Here is a 15,472-nt window from a genome sequence, read left to right as displayed (position 1 = left end):
CGGACGGAAAAGGATTGAATACATCGCCATTGCATCACTCATTCACTAAGTGTTGCAATCACCGCAAGAACCCAAGGTTCCCCTTGCAGACCCCCTATCCACAGGATCGGAAATGCTTAGTCCTTTGTCGGCAGATAGGTTGGGATCATGCAAAGTGTTTGGGATGCTGACGAGTCAGGTGTGATGCAGTTGCCCTCGGGCAGACTGCTGCGCGGTCGCGGCTTTCACAAACCAATCCCACGTGGAGCTACACCCGACTTCGCGCTCTACCTCCTCGGCAAGAAACCGGCCCCGGTCAAATGGGAAGCACGGTGGGTGCTGTGGCCCGACTTTCGGCTGCCCAAGGACCGCGACGACGCACGGGACGCACTGCGTGAAGCCTGGCTTCGTTCCGAAACAGAGCGAGTCGAGATCGCCTGCACTGGCGGTCATGGACGCACAGGCACGGCGCTGGCGTGTATCGCAGTGTTCGACGGCGTGCCCGCCGACAAGGCAGTGACGTTCGTACGCGAGCACTACAACCCGCGCGCGGTCGAGACACCGTGGCAACGCCTGTACGTCGCCCGCTTCACCGCTGGTTGACTGAGCCACCTGACCGATCCACCTCAGGGGGCCTGTCGCACAAGGTTCGTCCTACGGACTGGCTCGGATGGCTTCCATTGGCAAGCTGTAAGCCAGTGGACACTTGACTCAGCCCTTTACCGTACGATTTTTTCCGTTTTCTGCGGACCCCAGTACGTCCAAATTCGATAGCTCGCGATCGGTTCAGACTCCACCCATTCTGCGATGCTGCTACTTTTATTGGATGACATCTGACGTACAGAACGTAGCCAAAGCCTTAGCCTCAATTTCAGACCACTGGCAGCCGCGCCGGCTGACGAGCATCAACAACTACGACCTCAAGGTCGTCAAGATCAAGGGTGAATTCGTTTGGCATACCCACCCCGACACGGACGAACTATTCATGGTGCTCGACGGTGAACTCACCATCCAGCTTCGAGACCGAGATGTAGTTCTTGGCCCGAACGACGTCTTCGTTGTACCCCGCGGTGTTGAACACTGCCCCAAGGCAGCCGCCGAAGTCTCGGCACTCCTCATCGAACCGAAAGGCACTGTCAACACTGGAGACGCAGGCGGCGACATGACAGCGGAACTGCAAGAACTCATTCTCTAGGGCGCAGTCCGTAGGAGGTTCCCCTGCGAGACAGCCGGGCGCTTCCTCTTCACTTCCGAGATCCAAGGTCTAGCGCCCCGGAAGTCGACCGGCATACGGGACGGTTTGGCATGCTCTATATGGGACACCCCTTTTCGGGGCGTTGAGGCTCTCCCAAAAGCAAAGAATGCTCTTCCTCATTCCTCTTGGGGGGCTGTTGTTCCCAGCGCAGCGCAGTGGTCCTTGGCATTTTTGGCATCCCGTTTGAGTGCATACTGGTGGGATGAACACAGACCCAGGGGCACGCGGCGTAGCGGTCATTACTGGCGGGAGCCGTGGGATCGGTTCCGCCACCGCTGTTGCCGCGGCACACGCCGGCTGGTCGGTGCTCCTCACCTATCAACACGATGAGCATGCTGCCGTCAAAGTTGTCGAGACGATTCAAAACGCAGGCAACCACGCGTCCTACATCCGCGCCGACATGGCGAAAGACCAAGACTTGGCCGCGATGTTCGAGGCCGCGGACGAGCTCGGCACGGTTACGGCGTTCATCGCTAACGCTGGAGTCGCAGCCTCACAGTCGAGAGTCGATGAGCTCACCCCCTCGCGCATTGCAGAAATTCTCGCAGTCAACGTAGCGGGCCCGATCCTTGCTTGCGGGCAGGCGGTACGTCGAATGTCCACTCTCCACGGAGGTGTGGGTGGAGGCATCGTTTTGGTCTCATCAGCGGCGAGCCGGCTGGGTGCGCCGGGTGAGTACGTGGACTATGCCGCATCGAAAGGTGCAATCGACACCCTTGGCATTGGTTTGGCACGTGAAGTTGCCAATGAGGGCATTCGGGTAAACGTCGTTCGGCCCGGAATCATCGACACGGAAATGCACAGTCGAAACGGGCGCCCGGACCGGGCGGAGAAAATGGCCCACACCATTCCGATGCAACGAGCCGGACAACCTGAGGAAGTTGCAGCTTCGATCATCTGGCTGCTTAGCAACGAGGCAAGCTACTGCACGGGAGGCATTCTAGACATAGCGGGAGGCCGCTAGATACGAATTGCTTTTATCGCTCGCTCTCGGACAAGTCCCGATCAAGGTTCCCTACCGCGAGGGATCTATGCGGTCTGCAATTCGGGAGTCGCGAGCGGCTTCAGCATTTGCTCTACCCGAGAGTTCACCGTCAGAAACGCTTAACATCAGCGAGCTATCGCGCCTGTTGAAGAAGTGCACGTCTACGTCCCGACCATTGACTTTCCAATTGCTAGGCGGCACTTCTTCGTTGTTCAAAAGCCTGGCGGGCTGCCCATACCGGTCTGTCAGGATGCCCCACACGGCGTCGTGCCCGAGCCGAGTGATAGGGGCCTCGGCCTCCGGGAACGAGTAAGCGTGGAGGTTGACGCTCATGAATTTACCGTCATATGCGTCCCAAGAAGCAAAAGAAATGCCAGGCAGTTTGGTGAATAGCGCAAAGGATTCCGCGGCGAATCCTTCAGCGGCTTGATGTAAGCGTTCCCCAGATTTGAACAGCAGGCGCTCGAAGAGATTCTCACGTTCCCCATCGGAGCCGGGCCACTTTCCGTCCACCAATTGCGCCACCACATCGGCAATCGCCGATGGATCAGGAATCAGTTCACATGTCGGCTCAATCTCGGTCATACGGCGACCCTACCCCGTGATTACCGCGAACGACACGTTTGAACATCTGAACATCCAAAAAACCCAACAGTAGTCCGTCGAAAGAATCATTGGACTTGCCGGCCACCGCAAACGGGAATTTCCGCTCGGTCAGACTTTGCCGCCACTGTCCCGCATCAGGTTCCGACTACGGACGAACTCTGGCCAGCCGGCTTCCATTGGCAAGCTGTAGTCCAGTGGTTATCTGGCCTCACGTTCCGTTAGCGTACGATTTCTTCTCTTTTCTGAAGCCACCCCAAGGAGACCTAAGGAACTCGGAGTTCCACGATCGGTTCTCGGCGTGCGGCAAAAAAGGCCGGAATGAGACTCGCTACAACGCCAACAAATATGGCTAAAACACCTATCCCCAGCATAAAGGTGGGCGGAGGCATGGGGTCACCCAATCCGGTAAGGAGCGATGCCGCTGTGGTTTCACCGATCAGAGCACCAACTGCTGAAACTGTTGCGGCTTCGAGGAGCACAAGGGCAACGACGATACGTCGAGAGGCTCCGAGGGCGCGTCTTCTTCCAAATTCCTTTCGACGGAGGAGGATAAGGCCGAAGGAAACGATGCCGACCAGTGTTGAGGCAACGGCCAAGATCCCCAAAGTGAGAACTCGACCGAAGACTACGAGTTGATCATCCACCACGGCTCGTAGTTCGGCGAGGCGTTGGCTTGTCTGGACATGGACTGTCGAGGCATCGCTAGGAGCTATGAAGCTAGTCACCAGTTCAGTGATTGGACGAACAGATGCGGGGCTGTTGGCAACGATCACGAGTTTCTGAACGGAGTCAGGATCACTGGCCGATTGCTGGGGAACAATTATGTCAGTAAGTGAATCTTGGCCGTCTACCGGTAGTGAATATGTGCCGGTGACTGAGTATTTTTCGCCGCTTTGGGTTCCAACCGTTCCGAAGTTTTCGATGAATCCGAGTTGTTGGGTGACAACGTTGCTTGCAATGCCGACTTCAGGAGAATTCTCGGAATGGTTGATACCAAACGGGATCCAGTTGGTCGCCCATGCGTGAGATAGCGACTGTTTGATTCCACCAGGAATGGCACTGTTGGAAACGTCTACTGAAGGGCCCATTGCCACGGCCCAGTCTATTCCTTGTATGTCTTTCAACTTCTGAACAATATCGTTAGGGATACCGTCGGTTTTGTCTGAAGTAACGACAATGGTCCGTGTTCCAGCTTCGTCCAAGGTTCCTAAGACAGCTTGTTGCGCCCCTGCGGCTCTGCCTGAAGTGAGTAGAACGGCAATGCACATTCCGGCGATTAGCAGCAGGGTAACTATCGACGCAACGGGGTTGGCGTAGGCGTTGCGCCGTGATTCCCTCATCAGGTAGCCGTAGTACTGAAGTTGAGAAACGGCGGGCTTCTCCAGATTCTGGTTGAGATGCGTTCTGGTCACAGAAATATCTGCCGATCACATGATGTGGCCAAATCTTGGTCGTGAGTAACAATCAGCACTGAAGCCCCTCGCGCGGCTTCAGCACGAAACACTCGGCGAACGGTTTCTCCGCTATTTCGATCGAGATTTCCGGTTGGTTCGTCCGCCAAAATAATGGATGGCTGGTGGATTATTGCCCTGCACAGGGCGATCCTTTGTGCCTGGCCTCCAGAAACTTGGCCTGGCTTTGCCTTCGGGGAAATCGAGACTCCAAGGGCTTCCAATAATTCATCGGCTCGTTCTTCGTAAGCTCGCGGGTTCTCACCCCGATACAAGGCCGCTTCTGTTATCGATTCGCGAACCGGACGTTTAGGGTCGAGAGCGGCGTCTTGGAATACGAATCCATACTTTTTTGCCCTTAGCCAGGATTTTCTCTCGTCTGAAACGTTGGCCAGCGACTCTCCCTCGATCAACAACTGACCAGATGTTGGGGTGAGCATGAGCCCCAACAGGTAGAGCAAGGTGGATTTTCCACGACCCGACGGACCGGTGATAGCAACGATTTCTCCGGGGAAGAATTTGTGGGACCAATGTGCCAGCACGTCAGGCCCTTGCCCATATTTGAAGGCTATGCCTTCAGCCTCGAGGACCGGATTCACATCAGTTCCTATTTTCCTTGGGTGTTCTTTGGCTGACCAGGGGCGCGGACTATCGCCCCTGTCTCGAGTCCGGAAATCGCTGTCTGTCCGTTGGCTGATCCAAGTACTTTAACGTCAACGACAACTCCGTTGTCACGAACGATCTGAGTCTGCCCGGCTCCGTTTGTGATCAATGCTGCCGAGGGCAGGATCACCCCAGAAATTGAGTCCATCAGCTTGATCACGCCTCGGAATGAAGAGTGCCCTTGACTGCCTACAACGTCACATCGTTCTGCGCAGATACTCTCGCCACTGGCCGCTTTAAGGGTGGCAATCGCACCGTCACCGCTCTGTTCAGGACCTGGTCCAATTTCGGAGACAACAGCCTTCCAGCTCTCACCTCCGTTCTCAATTTCTACGTTCTGGCCTCGTTGGACAGAATCCCGTTGTTTCTTGCTGAGTGCAATAGAGAATTCAGGTGTCGGTTTGCGAAATCGTAGTGCCATTTCTCCTCCCGATAGCGTCACACCTTTGGCGATCAGCTTGGGGTCAGCCGTAATGACGGCTGGCAGGGTATCAATGTAGACGATGTCTCCAAAGAGCACTTGGCCATCGGTGGGCCCGCCTAAACTTTTCTGCCAGAGCTTTACCGCCGCGGTGCTATCGCTCCTGAATTTTCCGTCTTGCTTTCCAAAGAACAGCCCCTTAGAGGCAAGAAATTCCTGAAGGAGTGCAACATCTGCACCCTCATCTCCTTCGCTAAGGCTTCGAAATGAGGGAATATTTCCTTGTGCAACAACTACAGGTCGCAGGTTGACTGAATATAGAAGATCGCCCGAAAGCTTGGGGCGCTCCGGATTTTGGTCCGTACCGGTAACAACGCCTTTGGATTGGTTCTCCGCTGTCGGGACATCTACCCAGATTGCCGACACGTCCAGCCGCAATTGTGATTGGACAACACCTTCTACGGCCGTCACTGTCGTGAAGGTGCGGTCAGTGCCTGCCTCTGGGGCGGGTGCGAAGACCCACACACCGGCCAATGCCACGAGGGCACCGATCAACCCGAAACTGAGGAATATGAATAGTCGAGCAACTGAAGTCTTGACTGGATGGGAGTGCTGTTGCGGCCTCTTGGAGCCAGATTCTGTGACGACACCATTTGTCGATTGGCTGGTGTGCAATCCCGTGCTTTCAAGTTGTCGATTGCTACCCAACATAGACTCGCTCGGCCGGATCAGCGCAAGTTTGCTTGATCTTCTTTTCATCAGCTGGTGAGATTCTGTTGTTCGTGAACAACTCAGCGTAGGGTAGCCAAATATCGGCGCTTCCCGATCGCATTTGCTCGACCCAAGTCTTCTTCGAGGGTGCATCAGTGATCGAATACCCAAGCTGGTTTAGACAGTCCTTTGTAGTAAGTTCAAGCGCATAGCGTTCTTCCAGTGCCCGGTCAGTTACTGGGGGCAGCGGGTATTGTGAGTTGACAGTTTCGCTACATAGTTGCATGTCTTTGTCGAACGAATCTGACTTACTTGCGTCTCTGAGGATGATTGAGCCGGTATCACTAAGTTCAACATCTGCCCATCCCTTTTCTGAGAGGCATTTGAAGGTCGCTTCGCCTACGACGGCTGCATATGATCTCCCGTTGATGAGTCCATTTGCATCGACCTTTGCCAGGTAGTCAGGCGTACCACTAGCTTCCGTCGGCTGTTCTGCCCCTGATGAGGGATTCTCAACCGACGGAAGGGAAGTGCATCCAGTGAGGGATATGGCCAGCAAAATTCCAGTAATGCAAATAATTCTTTTCACTTTAGACAAATTCCTCACAAGATGAACTGTAGGTACTAGGGCTTAAGGGCCGCAGGTCGCGGATGCAGCTGGCAATGACGGTGCTGTTGCATACCAGGCCCCCGAACGCTGCCCTGTCCACCAGTTAGCGGCAGTCTGATTATTGAATGTTCTGTACTCCGAGTATGCGCCACCGACCTTAACGTTGGTGGTTCCCGTTGAGATCGTGGCAACATTGATCACGTAATTAACACTACAGCCCCTCGTGAACGGACCAACTTCTGCGGCTTGCGCAGGTGCTGCCAAAGTGCTTACGGCCAAGACCGCAAGGGCCGCAACCCCCAAAATGCGCTTCTTCACGTTGTTTCTCCTTCGTGGGATTGCCTGAGGATTTTTCCCCGACAATCACGATTGTTCACTAGAAGAACACGGAATTCAATAAAGAACACTAAAAGTATTAATAGATTGTGTGAAAGATGAATTTGATTGCACTAAAGGTGAAAATAGATTCGAATACTACTTTCCTTCAATCCAAATGGACAGTTGACAAGCTGGCTTTTCGTCACTAAGAGTAGTTGGGCTATTTCTTCCGGCATGGGAGTTTGCCGCCCGGCATGGGGCTTGTTTCTCAACGAGGGGCTTGATTCTTTGCTTAAGGGCCAGCAAGCCAACTGGCAAGGATTCTTGTCCCACTCAAGGTTCCGCCTACGGCCTGGCTGTCACCGTCTAGGATTTTCCTTTGTAGGCGTGCAGCATCTGATCCGGCAGAGAATTCGATGAATGTTCTGCTCGCTCCGCCGCAGCCGTGGCTATCTTCTTTAGCTGGTACTCATTGACGAGAGCCGGGGCCGCCGTCAAGGCAAGTAGAACTAATTTGGCCCAAATGGGCGGGTTCACGATGAACGCGATCGCCACAGCAAAAAGGAAAGTGGCTAGATATGCGTACCGGAACATCTTCATTGAATGAACCTACCAGCTGGCATCTGCCGTGCCTGTGACGCTGTTGTACTGGGCAGGTCCGGAATGTCCCGTGACTTCAAGTGGTGGGATAAAGACTCGCAGAGGGTTCGGCCACGGAAAAGTGTTCAGCACGCGAATTTTGAGGGTTTTGACGCAGGATTTCAGGTATGGGATTGAGTTTCTGGTGCGCCCATCTAATGTGAGTATTTCATGGCTCCCTACGCGTGAGTCTTCGGGCCGTCTACATTGTGTCCCGGGGAAACCCTGAACTATGGATCGAAATATGGACCTTCAGGCAGGTCGTGAAAGGCTCAATGCTTCGAAGGGGAGTAGTTCCCACAGCCTGCCCAGTGCCGGCACAGCGGTATGTCGACATACTGGCGGTCATCGTGGACCACCCGGCATGCCACCTTGATCCACACAGTCAGGGCGAACGAGACCTTCGGCATTCATCCATGCCGAGGATCCTGCCACCGTGGGCATCTCGGCCTGCTGTACGAAAGGCCTCCCCCTATGTCCTTCTGGACCCTGTTTCTCATTGCCCTTGGTGTTTCAGCTGATGCATTCGCGGTAGCCCTAACCAAGGGGCTGCACATGCGGCGATTCAACCTCCGGCACACCTTTGCCATTGCCGTCACGTTCGGGGCATTCCAGGCTGCCATGCCGCTGATTGGCTGGCTACTGGCCAGCCAATTCGCCCACTACATCACCGGCGTCGACCACTGGATAGCGTTTATCCTGCTAGCCCTAATCGGCGGGAAGATGATCTGGGAAGCCTTCAGCTCCCACGAAGACACCGAAACAGACACCAACAAGCTCAACATCAAACGCCTACTCATCCTGGCGATAGCCACCAGCATTGACGCCCTAGCCGTTGGCATCACACTGGCCTTCATTCCGGTATCCATCACCGGCGCCATCACCCTGATCGGCGCTACCACATTCCTCTTCGCCTTCCTCGGCGTGGTTATCGGACGCCGTGTCGGGGCCAGGTTCGGTAAACCGGCAGAAATCATCGGCGGAATCATCCTGATCCTGATCGGCACCCGCATCCTGCTGGACCACCTAGGCATCTGGTAACCGGACACCCCACATGCAAAGCAATCAACCACCAGCCACACCGCCCCAGAATCGATACAACCAGGCCCTAAGTTGACGAACTGTCCCGCATGACGTTCGGGCTACGGGCATTGCGGGTTCCGGTAAGGGTTGGAGCGCTGGGTGAGCTCACTGTGAGCTTGCGTTGTGGGATAGTGTTTTTTGAATGGTCTCTCGTGAAGTAATTGTGGTGGGTGCCGGAATCGTTGGATCCTCGATTGCTTATCAGCTTGCAGTCGCTGGTGTTAGCGTTACCCTGGTCGATGCAGCTTTGCCGGGTAGCGGCGCTACCAAACACTCTTTTGCCTGGATCGGCAGGTCAGCCCACGACGGTAGCCCCGAGGAGAAATTGCGTTCGCTTGGTCGAGACCATTGGTACCGACTGGCACAAGAAGTCCCTGACCTTGAGATGCATTGGACCGGGGCGCTGGTATGGGGTGAGTATTTTTCCCACGACGGCGCGCCCAAGACTGATCGTGTAGAAATGATCGAGCCACACCTGGTGATGCCACCGCACCAAAGTGAGCACAGGGCCGACGATGGTTGGTTGGATCCGGTCCGTACTACCGAATGCTTGATCCGAGCTGCCCAACGACATGGCACTTCGGTCCGACTCGGTAGCCCGGTCTCACGTTTAGCCCGTTCTGAGGAAGGGACGGTCATTGGTGCGGTTCTTGGCACCGAAGTCCTTTCAGCCTCCACGGTGATCGTGGCAGCAGGAACGGGTTCAACAGCCCTGTGCGCGACAGCCGGCATTGACTTACCGATGGTCTCTAGCCCATCCGTCTTGGTGCAGCTACAAGCTCCGCCGGGGATCGTCCGAGGAATCGTCGCTAATGATGAGTTCGAAGCCCGGCAGAGCGCTGATGGAACCACGCTCATGCCGTTGGAGTACACCGGGGAGACTTCCAGAGAGGACCTAAGGCGTACCGGCGAAGAGACGCTTCGCCTGTTTCAGGGTTCTTTCCATGGCGCATCAGAGACGAAATTGAAAAGCGTCGAGATCGGGTGGCGTCCGATGCTTGCCAACGGTGAATCGGCCATCGGCTACTCCAGTGTTCCTGGACTATATACCGCGGTTGCTCATCCAGGAATCATGCTCGCCTCAGTGATCGGACATATCGCCACCAAAGCAATCTTGGCACAACGGCAGACCAACCTTTAGAACGGCCAACTAAGGTGACACCCCAGCTGCAGAAACCGCCAGCCCCGGCCCGCAGGAAAAATTCGGTAATGCAAACCCCACACAGGAACCAACCGCTGCCAAGGCAGAGGGAGACGAAGGGAAAGACACGGACCTAAGTGCTCTTCGATACTGGCCGCCCAGTCAACGTCCGGGCTACAGGCATTGCGGGTTCCGGTAAGGGTTCGGTTTGCGGGACGAGCGGCCACTGATTCTCTTGGTCCAGATCCCACGGCCTATTGTCCTGAATTTCGATCGCTAGTGCGTCCTATGAGGCATGGCAACAACGGGTGATTTTGCGGCCTGTCATTTACTTGGCTAGTTTTTGGTCTGTTTTCAATTCCCTAATTGACATGACAAGAAAGGTACAGATACCTCCAACCGCTAGGGCGAAGCAGACTACCAAGGCAGGGTTGACCCAGACTGGGACTAGGTCATAGTCGGCATTGCACTTGTTATGCAGAGGGAAAACCGGGATGGTTCCTGCCAGTTTTCCCACCGATAGTCGTCGTCGAGGACCTGGCCCGCGCGAGAACAGGTCTCGTCGATGTCCTTACCGCTAGAGACTGCCCCGATGAAAAAGGCGAAACAGAAAGCCGTTGAAGACAAGAAGGACAGCACAAACCAACCAATTGTTGGTATTTGTCTCACTGCAGGCCGCTCCTTAGTTAGTCACGGCGATGTCATGGCGGGCAGGGTGGCAACCTGGCGCGTGTCCACCGGTCAATTCTTGCAGCAGGCACAAGAAAGCCTGTCATACCGAGGGATGATCCCGTCTATCGTAACGACCGGGGTGAGTTCCCCAGTGGAACACCATCAATAGGGACACCTCAAAGCTCCGCGCTGATTTAGGTGGCCCGTTCGCCGACCGGCTTGCGGGACGACGTCGATATTCTGGTGTGTGGCAGGATAAGGCCATGTGTGAAAAGTCTGATCTGAAGAGGTTGCCCGCGTTCCGTTTTCATCCGAATGCTTATGACTTGGATATCTTCGAAGTCCTCGATGGGGTGTGTCAGGCCTGCAACAAGCCTCGTGCAATGCGCTACATCGCGTCGTTCTACGCGGCGGAAGACGTCGAATATATTTGCACTTGGTGCATCGCCGATGGCACAGCCGCACGAGTCTTCGATGGGGAGTTCTGCGCAGCGATCGATAGCATCCCGGAGAATTCAACCTTTTCCTTTGAGGTCTACGAGGCCGAGGCACTGGAGGTCGCAACCCGCACCCCTTCCTACTTCTCCTGGCAACAAGAAGAATGGCGCTCACACTGCGGACGCCCCTGCGCCTTCCTAGGGGACATCGGAGCAAACGACCTACCGCAATACCTGACCGAGCCAGACTTCTCAGCAGACGTCAACGGCGGACTCGGCTGGAACCCTGAACTACTTCAAAAATGCCTAGGAAAGGGAGGAGACCTTGCCGGCTATCTCTTCCGATGCCTCACCTGCGGCGCACACCGACTCCACGTCGACGCCAGCTAAACCTGGTCCCGGCAAGGGTTCGGCTTGCGGGCGGGGTCTCGATTGTCACTCTTGCATCTCGGCTACTTAGACGAAGATACGTTACCCAAGGAAACTCAACAGCAACCAACAGCATCACACCTATGGCGGTGTGCAGATCCAGCGAGAGGATCTCTCCGGGGCAGGAATTAGGAAATCTTCTGCTCAACCAACGCTGGGATATAGGACCGGAAAGTGACTAGGGCCATGGCTGCGAGTTCCGATTGTTCACCCCCTTATTGCAAAACCACACCGGGTTTCTATGTCAGATAGGGGCATAAATGGCGAGAACTCCTGCGGGACGAGTAGTGGACAATCCACTCGATCAATAGGAGTTCTCGGACTTCAAACAGTATATATTTCGTTATCTAATGCTAGTCCGACAGAAAATCTATCGCATGATGCTGTTGACGGTGGAAGCGCTCGAAAGAGTCAAATTTACGTATGCGTTCAGTTGGGGCTGGTAGTACCCGTTGATTTCGAAAACGCCTTTGCGGTCACCAGTGCCAACTCTGACAATATTCCACCACGGGCCCAGCATGATCCCGGCGCCAATGTAACCAAATATGTGTTGCTGCTGTTCGTCATACATAAGCTAGTGGTTGAACAGCCGGGGCCAAGTGGTGAGATTGCGAATGTAGTAAATGTGGGCTCAGGTTTGAACGCAGCAACAATCTCGCCCGTACTTGTGTCAAACAGAGCTTCTACGGGCGCTCCTTCCGTACCGCTTTCGAGGGCATTTTCGATTTGCTCCGGAGTCTGCACGGCGCTCAAAGCCTCAAGCTTGTGCAAATAATCTGCCGGCGGAGTCTGCCCTATGACGCTGGAGGGCTGAAGGTCGGCAGAGGCATCCTCAGCGGATGCAGAACCCACGCCAATAAAAGTGAATGAGGCCACCAAGCCTGTCATCGTAGCAAGTATTCCGAGCTTGCGGATTGAACTAATCATGTTTTTCCCTTTAAAATTCATGGTCGTTCGGAACAGTGGGCACCGGGTCACGGAATGCAACAATCAAAATGTGATATGTGCCACCAGGCCAAATGCTAGCATCAACGCCTGTAATTTGGCCCGAGACGTAGATAGTGGATGAAACAGTCAATCGTTGGTTCTTGCTACTCATCGTCCTCTTCGCGAGCATCAGCATCGTCGGTGCGTTGCATCGGATTCGTGATGCGAGCGAAAAGACTCGCGACACTTAGGGACCAGTCCGCTCGACAGGCCAAGGAGAACTCCTGCCAGTAGCTTTTACCGCGCGGACGAATGTCTGGGTTCGTAGCTGGGAAGATGGCGACATGGAAAAAGTTCATGCGGACACTGGCCAATGGCATTCTTAACGCCGTCGGGCTTGGGCGTCGGTTCGTGGCGTTGATGGCGTTGATGGCAATGGAAAGACGTCCATCGCCGCCAATCTCGTAGTCGAGATCTAGGGTCGGCCCGCAATTGCCGTCCACGCTGACGACTTCCTAAACCCTCGCCTGTCAGGCATGCCCAGGGGTAGAGCTTCGCCGGAGGGCTTTTGGTAGGACACATACAACTACGCGGCACTACGCAACAAGTTGCCATCACCTCTCGGTCCCAATGGGGATGGCTGGTACTCGCCACCTTCCTATGACCCCGACGCCGACTAGCTGGCACGAGTAGGGGTTGTTCGCGCTCCGTCGGATGCACTGATCGTCATGGAAGGGATGTTCTTGCACTGAAACGAACTTGGTTCCTACTGGGATGCTTCGGTGTTCCTGGATGTTCCTTTCACCGAAACCTCACCACGAATGGTGGTTCGGAACGGCAGCAATCCCGACCTTGAGCACCCAACAATCCATCGAAAGGTCGGCAGACAGCGCCTCTACTTCAAATCTGCACAGCTATGGGAACGGGCCACGTTTGCCATCGACAACTCGGACTTCACATCACCCCAAGGCGTCCATCCAGCGACAGCTCCAGCCGTCCAGTAGAGGGTCCGTCTACGGGACTGATCTGACGTTCGTACAAGCTCGGGGGCCGATCTCCACATGGCCTCGGCTGAGTAAAATCCTTGAATCAGCGACAGTGACCCCGGTATCAGTTACTGGCCGCAGCTACGAGCTCATTGTCTGGGGTCCGCTTGAGAATCGCCGTGGATGGTTCTGCAATCACCCCCTGGATATGCCTCGGACAACCCTGCACCCACAACAGCGGGAGTTCATGACTGCGTGTGGTGGAATCCTTGAACGGTTTGGCTGTTCTGGATCCCGAGGGGAGAACATGGCCGAGGTTCTCACCGAAGAAGCCGCTGCCACGCGGTTCACTGACGTCATCAAGGACTCCGCTTCCTGGGTGCCCGGAATACTCCCTGATGACCATCGATGACGCCCCCATCTTAGTGACATGGATCGAGACGTCCGTGGATGAGATGGATTCATAACCGAGAACAAGACCTGCCACTCAGGGGTCCGCTCCGATAGTTGGTGGATAACGTCTGCCGATCCAGATTTCAATCAACACACAGTCGTTACCGATGTTCTTAACCACTTCTCCAACTACCCATCACTTAGTCCGTAAACAACAAAGCGTTCTCTTTCCCTGGCTGTCACGAAGGGACTCCTCATCGCCTGTCCGCAGAGGCAGCGAACTTCTTTTTGGTCTTGGGGTACATGGTGGATCAGTACGGGTTTCATGCTTGCTTGTGGGTGATGGAGGGCTATCGGTGGATGGCATGATGGTTTCATGACTCCCGCATTGCCCTACCGGTTGGAACAGATCATTCGTGGGATTGAAGGGCTGAAAGTCAAAGACCTTCGTACAACAGTGAGCGATCTTGGTTAGTTCGTCCGGTGGAAGAGCGCATCGAACTCGCGATACACGCCGGTGGGGTCGTTGAGATACGTTAGGACGTTGAAGGACGGGTCAATCGGATTAGATAGTTGTTCTTTCCCGAGACGCACCAGTCCGTGTTTGCAAGAATTGACTCGAATTCTGAGGCCAGGTCTAAGACGACGGCGCTGGTCATGTTGTCGATGAGCTCGAGTTCCGGAAGAGTGCGGAACTTACTAGCGCCTGTTGCATTCCAGGTCTGGTTGCTCTCCAAGAACACGTAGTACGAGGAGAGCCGGCTCAGCACGACGCTCAAACCGCGCTGGTCCTCATCGCCCGGACATCACTACCAGAAAGCATGAGTCCAGCGCAGCCGTTCGCGCTATCCCTGAATCAATCCATGACAAGTTGGGTTCCTTGTAGCAATGTGGATCTGGGGTTGTGGCCAATCTCGGCCCCTACTTGCCACACGTCAATGTCGAGTCGCTGAAACTGTCCGCGCGGCGTCCGCTGGGCTGTCTCCCACCAGTCAACCCGCCCCTACCGCCGGACGGGCGAGGCACCACATGCCACGTCCGCCCCGCGCGTACGAACAAAGCGGGAACCCCCGCCATATCCGCGGTTACTTCTATGCTTTCCCTGGCCGGAGACAAGAAGCGAATGGCTAGCAAGCAGAGCGGAACCTCCTACGAAATCGCTTGAATCATCGAGGAGATGAAAGACGCGCCGCTCAGAACCAAGGTTTCATCTGACGACACAAACAGGAGAACTGGACAGGAACCATTGGCGAAGCCAGCACAAGCATGAAGGTCATCATCCAGAACAGCAGCCAAGGAATCGCCCCTTTTGCTCTGCACACAATTTCTCAATTCACTCCCAAGCTATCAGGATGCCTTCAGCGCTTGAACGTGCCATCCAGTAGAGGGCTCGGCGGATTTGGGCGTACTTAGGATGACGACTTCCCCGGCACCATCAGCCCAGTAGCGAAGCCGCGCCGAGGAGCCGTCCAGTTCAAGGGAAGAGCGACAGGAAGGAGCATCCCCCAATGCATGGTGCTCCTTCCTGTCGAGGTGTACCCGCCAAGCGAGCGCGTCACGGCGAAAGATTCAGGCCCGCCGGCACAGGCTCGTGAAACGGCTGTGCACGGCTGGAGACGAAGCATTTAGTGCTTAGCCCTGCGTCGGCGTTGGATGGTGGTGAAGACGAGGGCGCCGGTGCCCAGGAGTGCGGCGAGGAGTGCGATGGTTGCGAGTGTGCCGGTTTGGAGTCCGGTCATGGCTAGGCCCTGTGTTGTGGGGTTGGC

Annotated in this window: 17 protein-coding genes; 7 read left to right on the top strand and 10 right to left on the bottom strand. The window is 55.3% G+C overall.

All coding sequences use genetic code 11. The features are described from left to right. Window positions 1-147: 147 nt before the first annotated feature. The 3 genes from CXQ94_RS20895 (at window position 148) to CXQ94_RS20885 (ending at window position 2,198) form a co-directional block, all read left to right on the top strand. Window positions 148-582 (top strand): protein phosphatase, encoded by a 435-nt coding sequence (locus CXQ94_RS20895; protein WP_104092530.1) that lies wholly within the window; start codon window positions 148-150, stop codon window positions 580-582. Window positions 583-805: 223 nt separating this feature from the next. After that, entirely contained in the window at window positions 806-1,174 is a 369-nt protein-coding gene (locus CXQ94_RS20890; RefSeq protein ID WP_104092529.1) for a cupin domain-containing protein, read from the top strand. A 262-nt stretch (window positions 1,175-1,436) separates the two neighbouring features. After that, window positions 1,437-2,198, top strand: a complete 762-nt coding sequence (locus CXQ94_RS20885) for an SDR family oxidoreductase (RefSeq protein WP_104092528.1) — start codon at window positions 1,437-1,439, stop codon at window positions 2,196-2,198. 51 nt (window positions 2,199-2,249) lie between these two features. Here the strand turns inward: CXQ94_RS20885 and CXQ94_RS20880 are convergent, their stop codons facing one another. The 6 genes from CXQ94_RS20880 to CXQ94_RS20860 all read right to left on the bottom strand — a co-directional run bounded on the left by CXQ94_RS20880 (window position 2,250) and on the right by CXQ94_RS20860 (window position 7,599). Next, on the bottom strand, window positions 2,250-2,804 hold the full coding sequence (locus tag CXQ94_RS20880) for a hypothetical protein (protein WP_104092527.1): 555 nt from the start codon (window positions 2,802-2,804) through the stop codon (window positions 2,250-2,252). 284 nt (window positions 2,805-3,088) lie between these two features. Further along, window positions 3,089-4,237 carry an ABC transporter permease gene (locus CXQ94_RS20875; protein WP_104092526.1) on the bottom strand — a complete coding sequence of 383 codons (1,149 nt, stop codon included), beginning with the start codon at window positions 4,235-4,237 and terminating at the stop codon, window positions 3,089-3,091. Next, window positions 4,234-4,875, bottom strand: coding sequence for an ABC transporter ATP-binding protein (locus tag CXQ94_RS20870; RefSeq protein WP_258067290.1), 642 nt, complete (start codon window positions 4,873-4,875; stop codon window positions 4,234-4,236). Before CXQ94_RS20870 ends, CXQ94_RS20875 begins: the two co-directional genes overlap by 4 nt. A gap of 8 nt (window positions 4,876-4,883) precedes the next feature. Further along, window positions 4,884-5,831 carry a peptidoglycan-binding protein gene (locus tag CXQ94_RS20865; RefSeq protein ID WP_181034350.1) on the bottom strand — a complete coding sequence of 316 codons (948 nt, stop codon included), beginning with the start codon at window positions 5,829-5,831 and terminating at the stop codon, window positions 4,884-4,886. Window positions 5,832-6,060: 229 nt separating this feature from the next. Beyond that, a complete protein-coding gene (locus CXQ94_RS22775) occupies window positions 6,061-6,660 on the bottom strand; it encodes a hypothetical protein (protein WP_181034349.1) in 600 nt (199 codons plus the stop codon). A 705-nt stretch (window positions 6,661-7,365) separates the two neighbouring features. Further along, window positions 7,366-7,599 carry a hypothetical protein gene (locus CXQ94_RS20860; protein WP_146070390.1) on the bottom strand — a complete coding sequence of 78 codons (234 nt, stop codon included), beginning with the start codon at window positions 7,597-7,599 and terminating at the stop codon, window positions 7,366-7,368. A 513-nt stretch (window positions 7,600-8,112) separates the two neighbouring features. On the opposite strand from CXQ94_RS20860, the gene CXQ94_RS20855 reads away from it, so the two are divergent. The 4 genes from CXQ94_RS20855 to CXQ94_RS20845 all read left to right on the top strand — a co-directional run bounded on the left by CXQ94_RS20855 (window position 8,113) and on the right by CXQ94_RS20845 (window position 11,361). Next, a complete protein-coding gene (locus CXQ94_RS20855; RefSeq protein WP_104092523.1) occupies window positions 8,113-8,679 on the top strand; it encodes a manganese efflux pump MntP family protein in 567 nt (188 codons plus the stop codon). A 184-nt stretch (window positions 8,680-8,863) separates the two neighbouring features. After that, window positions 8,864-9,862, top strand: coding sequence for an FAD-binding oxidoreductase (locus CXQ94_RS20850; protein WP_104092522.1), 999 nt, complete (start codon window positions 8,864-8,866; stop codon window positions 9,860-9,862). A gap of 592 nt (window positions 9,863-10,454) precedes the next feature. Next, window positions 10,455-10,703, top strand: coding sequence for a hypothetical protein (locus tag CXQ94_RS22770; RefSeq protein WP_181034348.1), 249 nt, complete (start codon window positions 10,455-10,457; stop codon window positions 10,701-10,703). Window positions 10,704-10,797: 94 nt separating this feature from the next. Beyond that, entirely contained in the window at window positions 10,798-11,361 is a 564-nt protein-coding gene (locus CXQ94_RS20845; RefSeq protein ID WP_104092521.1) for a CbrC family protein, read from the top strand. A 468-nt stretch (window positions 11,362-11,829) separates the two neighbouring features. On the opposite strand, the gene CXQ94_RS22315 is transcribed toward CXQ94_RS20845, so the two are convergent. From CXQ94_RS22315 to CXQ94_RS20830, 4 genes are all read right to left on the bottom strand, one after another. Then, complete coding sequence (locus CXQ94_RS22315) at window positions 11,830-12,327, bottom strand: hypothetical protein (protein WP_146070389.1); 498 nt, start codon at window positions 12,325-12,327, stop codon at window positions 11,830-11,832. Window positions 12,328-12,491: 164 nt separating this feature from the next. Next, window positions 12,492-12,830, bottom strand: coding sequence for a hypothetical protein (locus CXQ94_RS22765; RefSeq protein WP_181034347.1), 339 nt, complete (start codon window positions 12,828-12,830; stop codon window positions 12,492-12,494). A gap of 607 nt (window positions 12,831-13,437) precedes the next feature. After that, window positions 13,438-13,800 (bottom strand): hypothetical protein, encoded by a 363-nt coding sequence (locus CXQ94_RS22310; protein WP_146070388.1) that lies wholly within the window; start codon window positions 13,798-13,800, stop codon window positions 13,438-13,440. A gap of 442 nt (window positions 13,801-14,242) precedes the next feature. Continuing rightward, a complete protein-coding gene (locus CXQ94_RS20830) occupies window positions 14,243-14,485 on the bottom strand; it encodes a hypothetical protein (RefSeq protein ID WP_146070387.1) in 243 nt (80 codons plus the stop codon). Window positions 14,486-15,472 lie beyond the last annotated feature (987 nt).

Source organism: Arthrobacter sp. GMC3 (genome assembly GCF_002929305.1).
Taxonomy (GTDB): Bacteria; Actinomycetota; Actinomycetes; order Actinomycetales; family Micrococcaceae; genus Specibacter.
The sequence above is the reverse complement of the archived record's forward strand: the minus strand, read 5'-3'. Positions and strand labels throughout refer to the sequence as shown.

Coding starts and splice junctions, on each gene's coding strand:
- CXQ94_RS20895 (WP_104092530.1), top strand. CDS start 148: ATGCAAAGTGTTTGGGATGCTGACGAGTCAGGTGTGATGCAGTTGCCC.
- CXQ94_RS20890 (WP_104092529.1), top strand. CDS start 806: ATGACATCTGACGTACAGAACGTAGCCAAAGCCTTAGCCTCAATTTCA.
- CXQ94_RS20885 (WP_104092528.1), top strand. CDS start 1,437: ATGAACACAGACCCAGGGGCACGCGGCGTAGCGGTCATTACTGGCGGG.
- CXQ94_RS20880 (WP_104092527.1), bottom strand. CDS start 2,804: ATGACCGAGATTGAGCCGACATGTGAACTGATTCCTGATCCATCGGCG.
- CXQ94_RS20860 (WP_146070390.1), bottom strand. CDS start 7,599: ATGAAGATGTTCCGGTACGCATATCTAGCCACTTTCCTTTTTGCTGTG.
- CXQ94_RS20855 (WP_104092523.1), top strand. CDS start 8,113: ATGTCCTTCTGGACCCTGTTTCTCATTGCCCTTGGTGTTTCAGCTGAT.
- CXQ94_RS20850 (WP_104092522.1), top strand. CDS start 8,864: ATGGTCTCTCGTGAAGTAATTGTGGTGGGTGCCGGAATCGTTGGATCC.
- CXQ94_RS22770 (WP_181034348.1), top strand. CDS start 10,455: ATGAAAAAGGCGAAACAGAAAGCCGTTGAAGACAAGAAGGACAGCACA.
- CXQ94_RS20845 (WP_104092521.1), top strand. CDS start 10,798: ATGTGTGAAAAGTCTGATCTGAAGAGGTTGCCCGCGTTCCGTTTTCAT.
- CXQ94_RS22315 (WP_146070389.1), bottom strand. CDS start 12,327: ATGATTAGTTCAATCCGCAAGCTCGGAATACTTGCTACGATGACAGGC.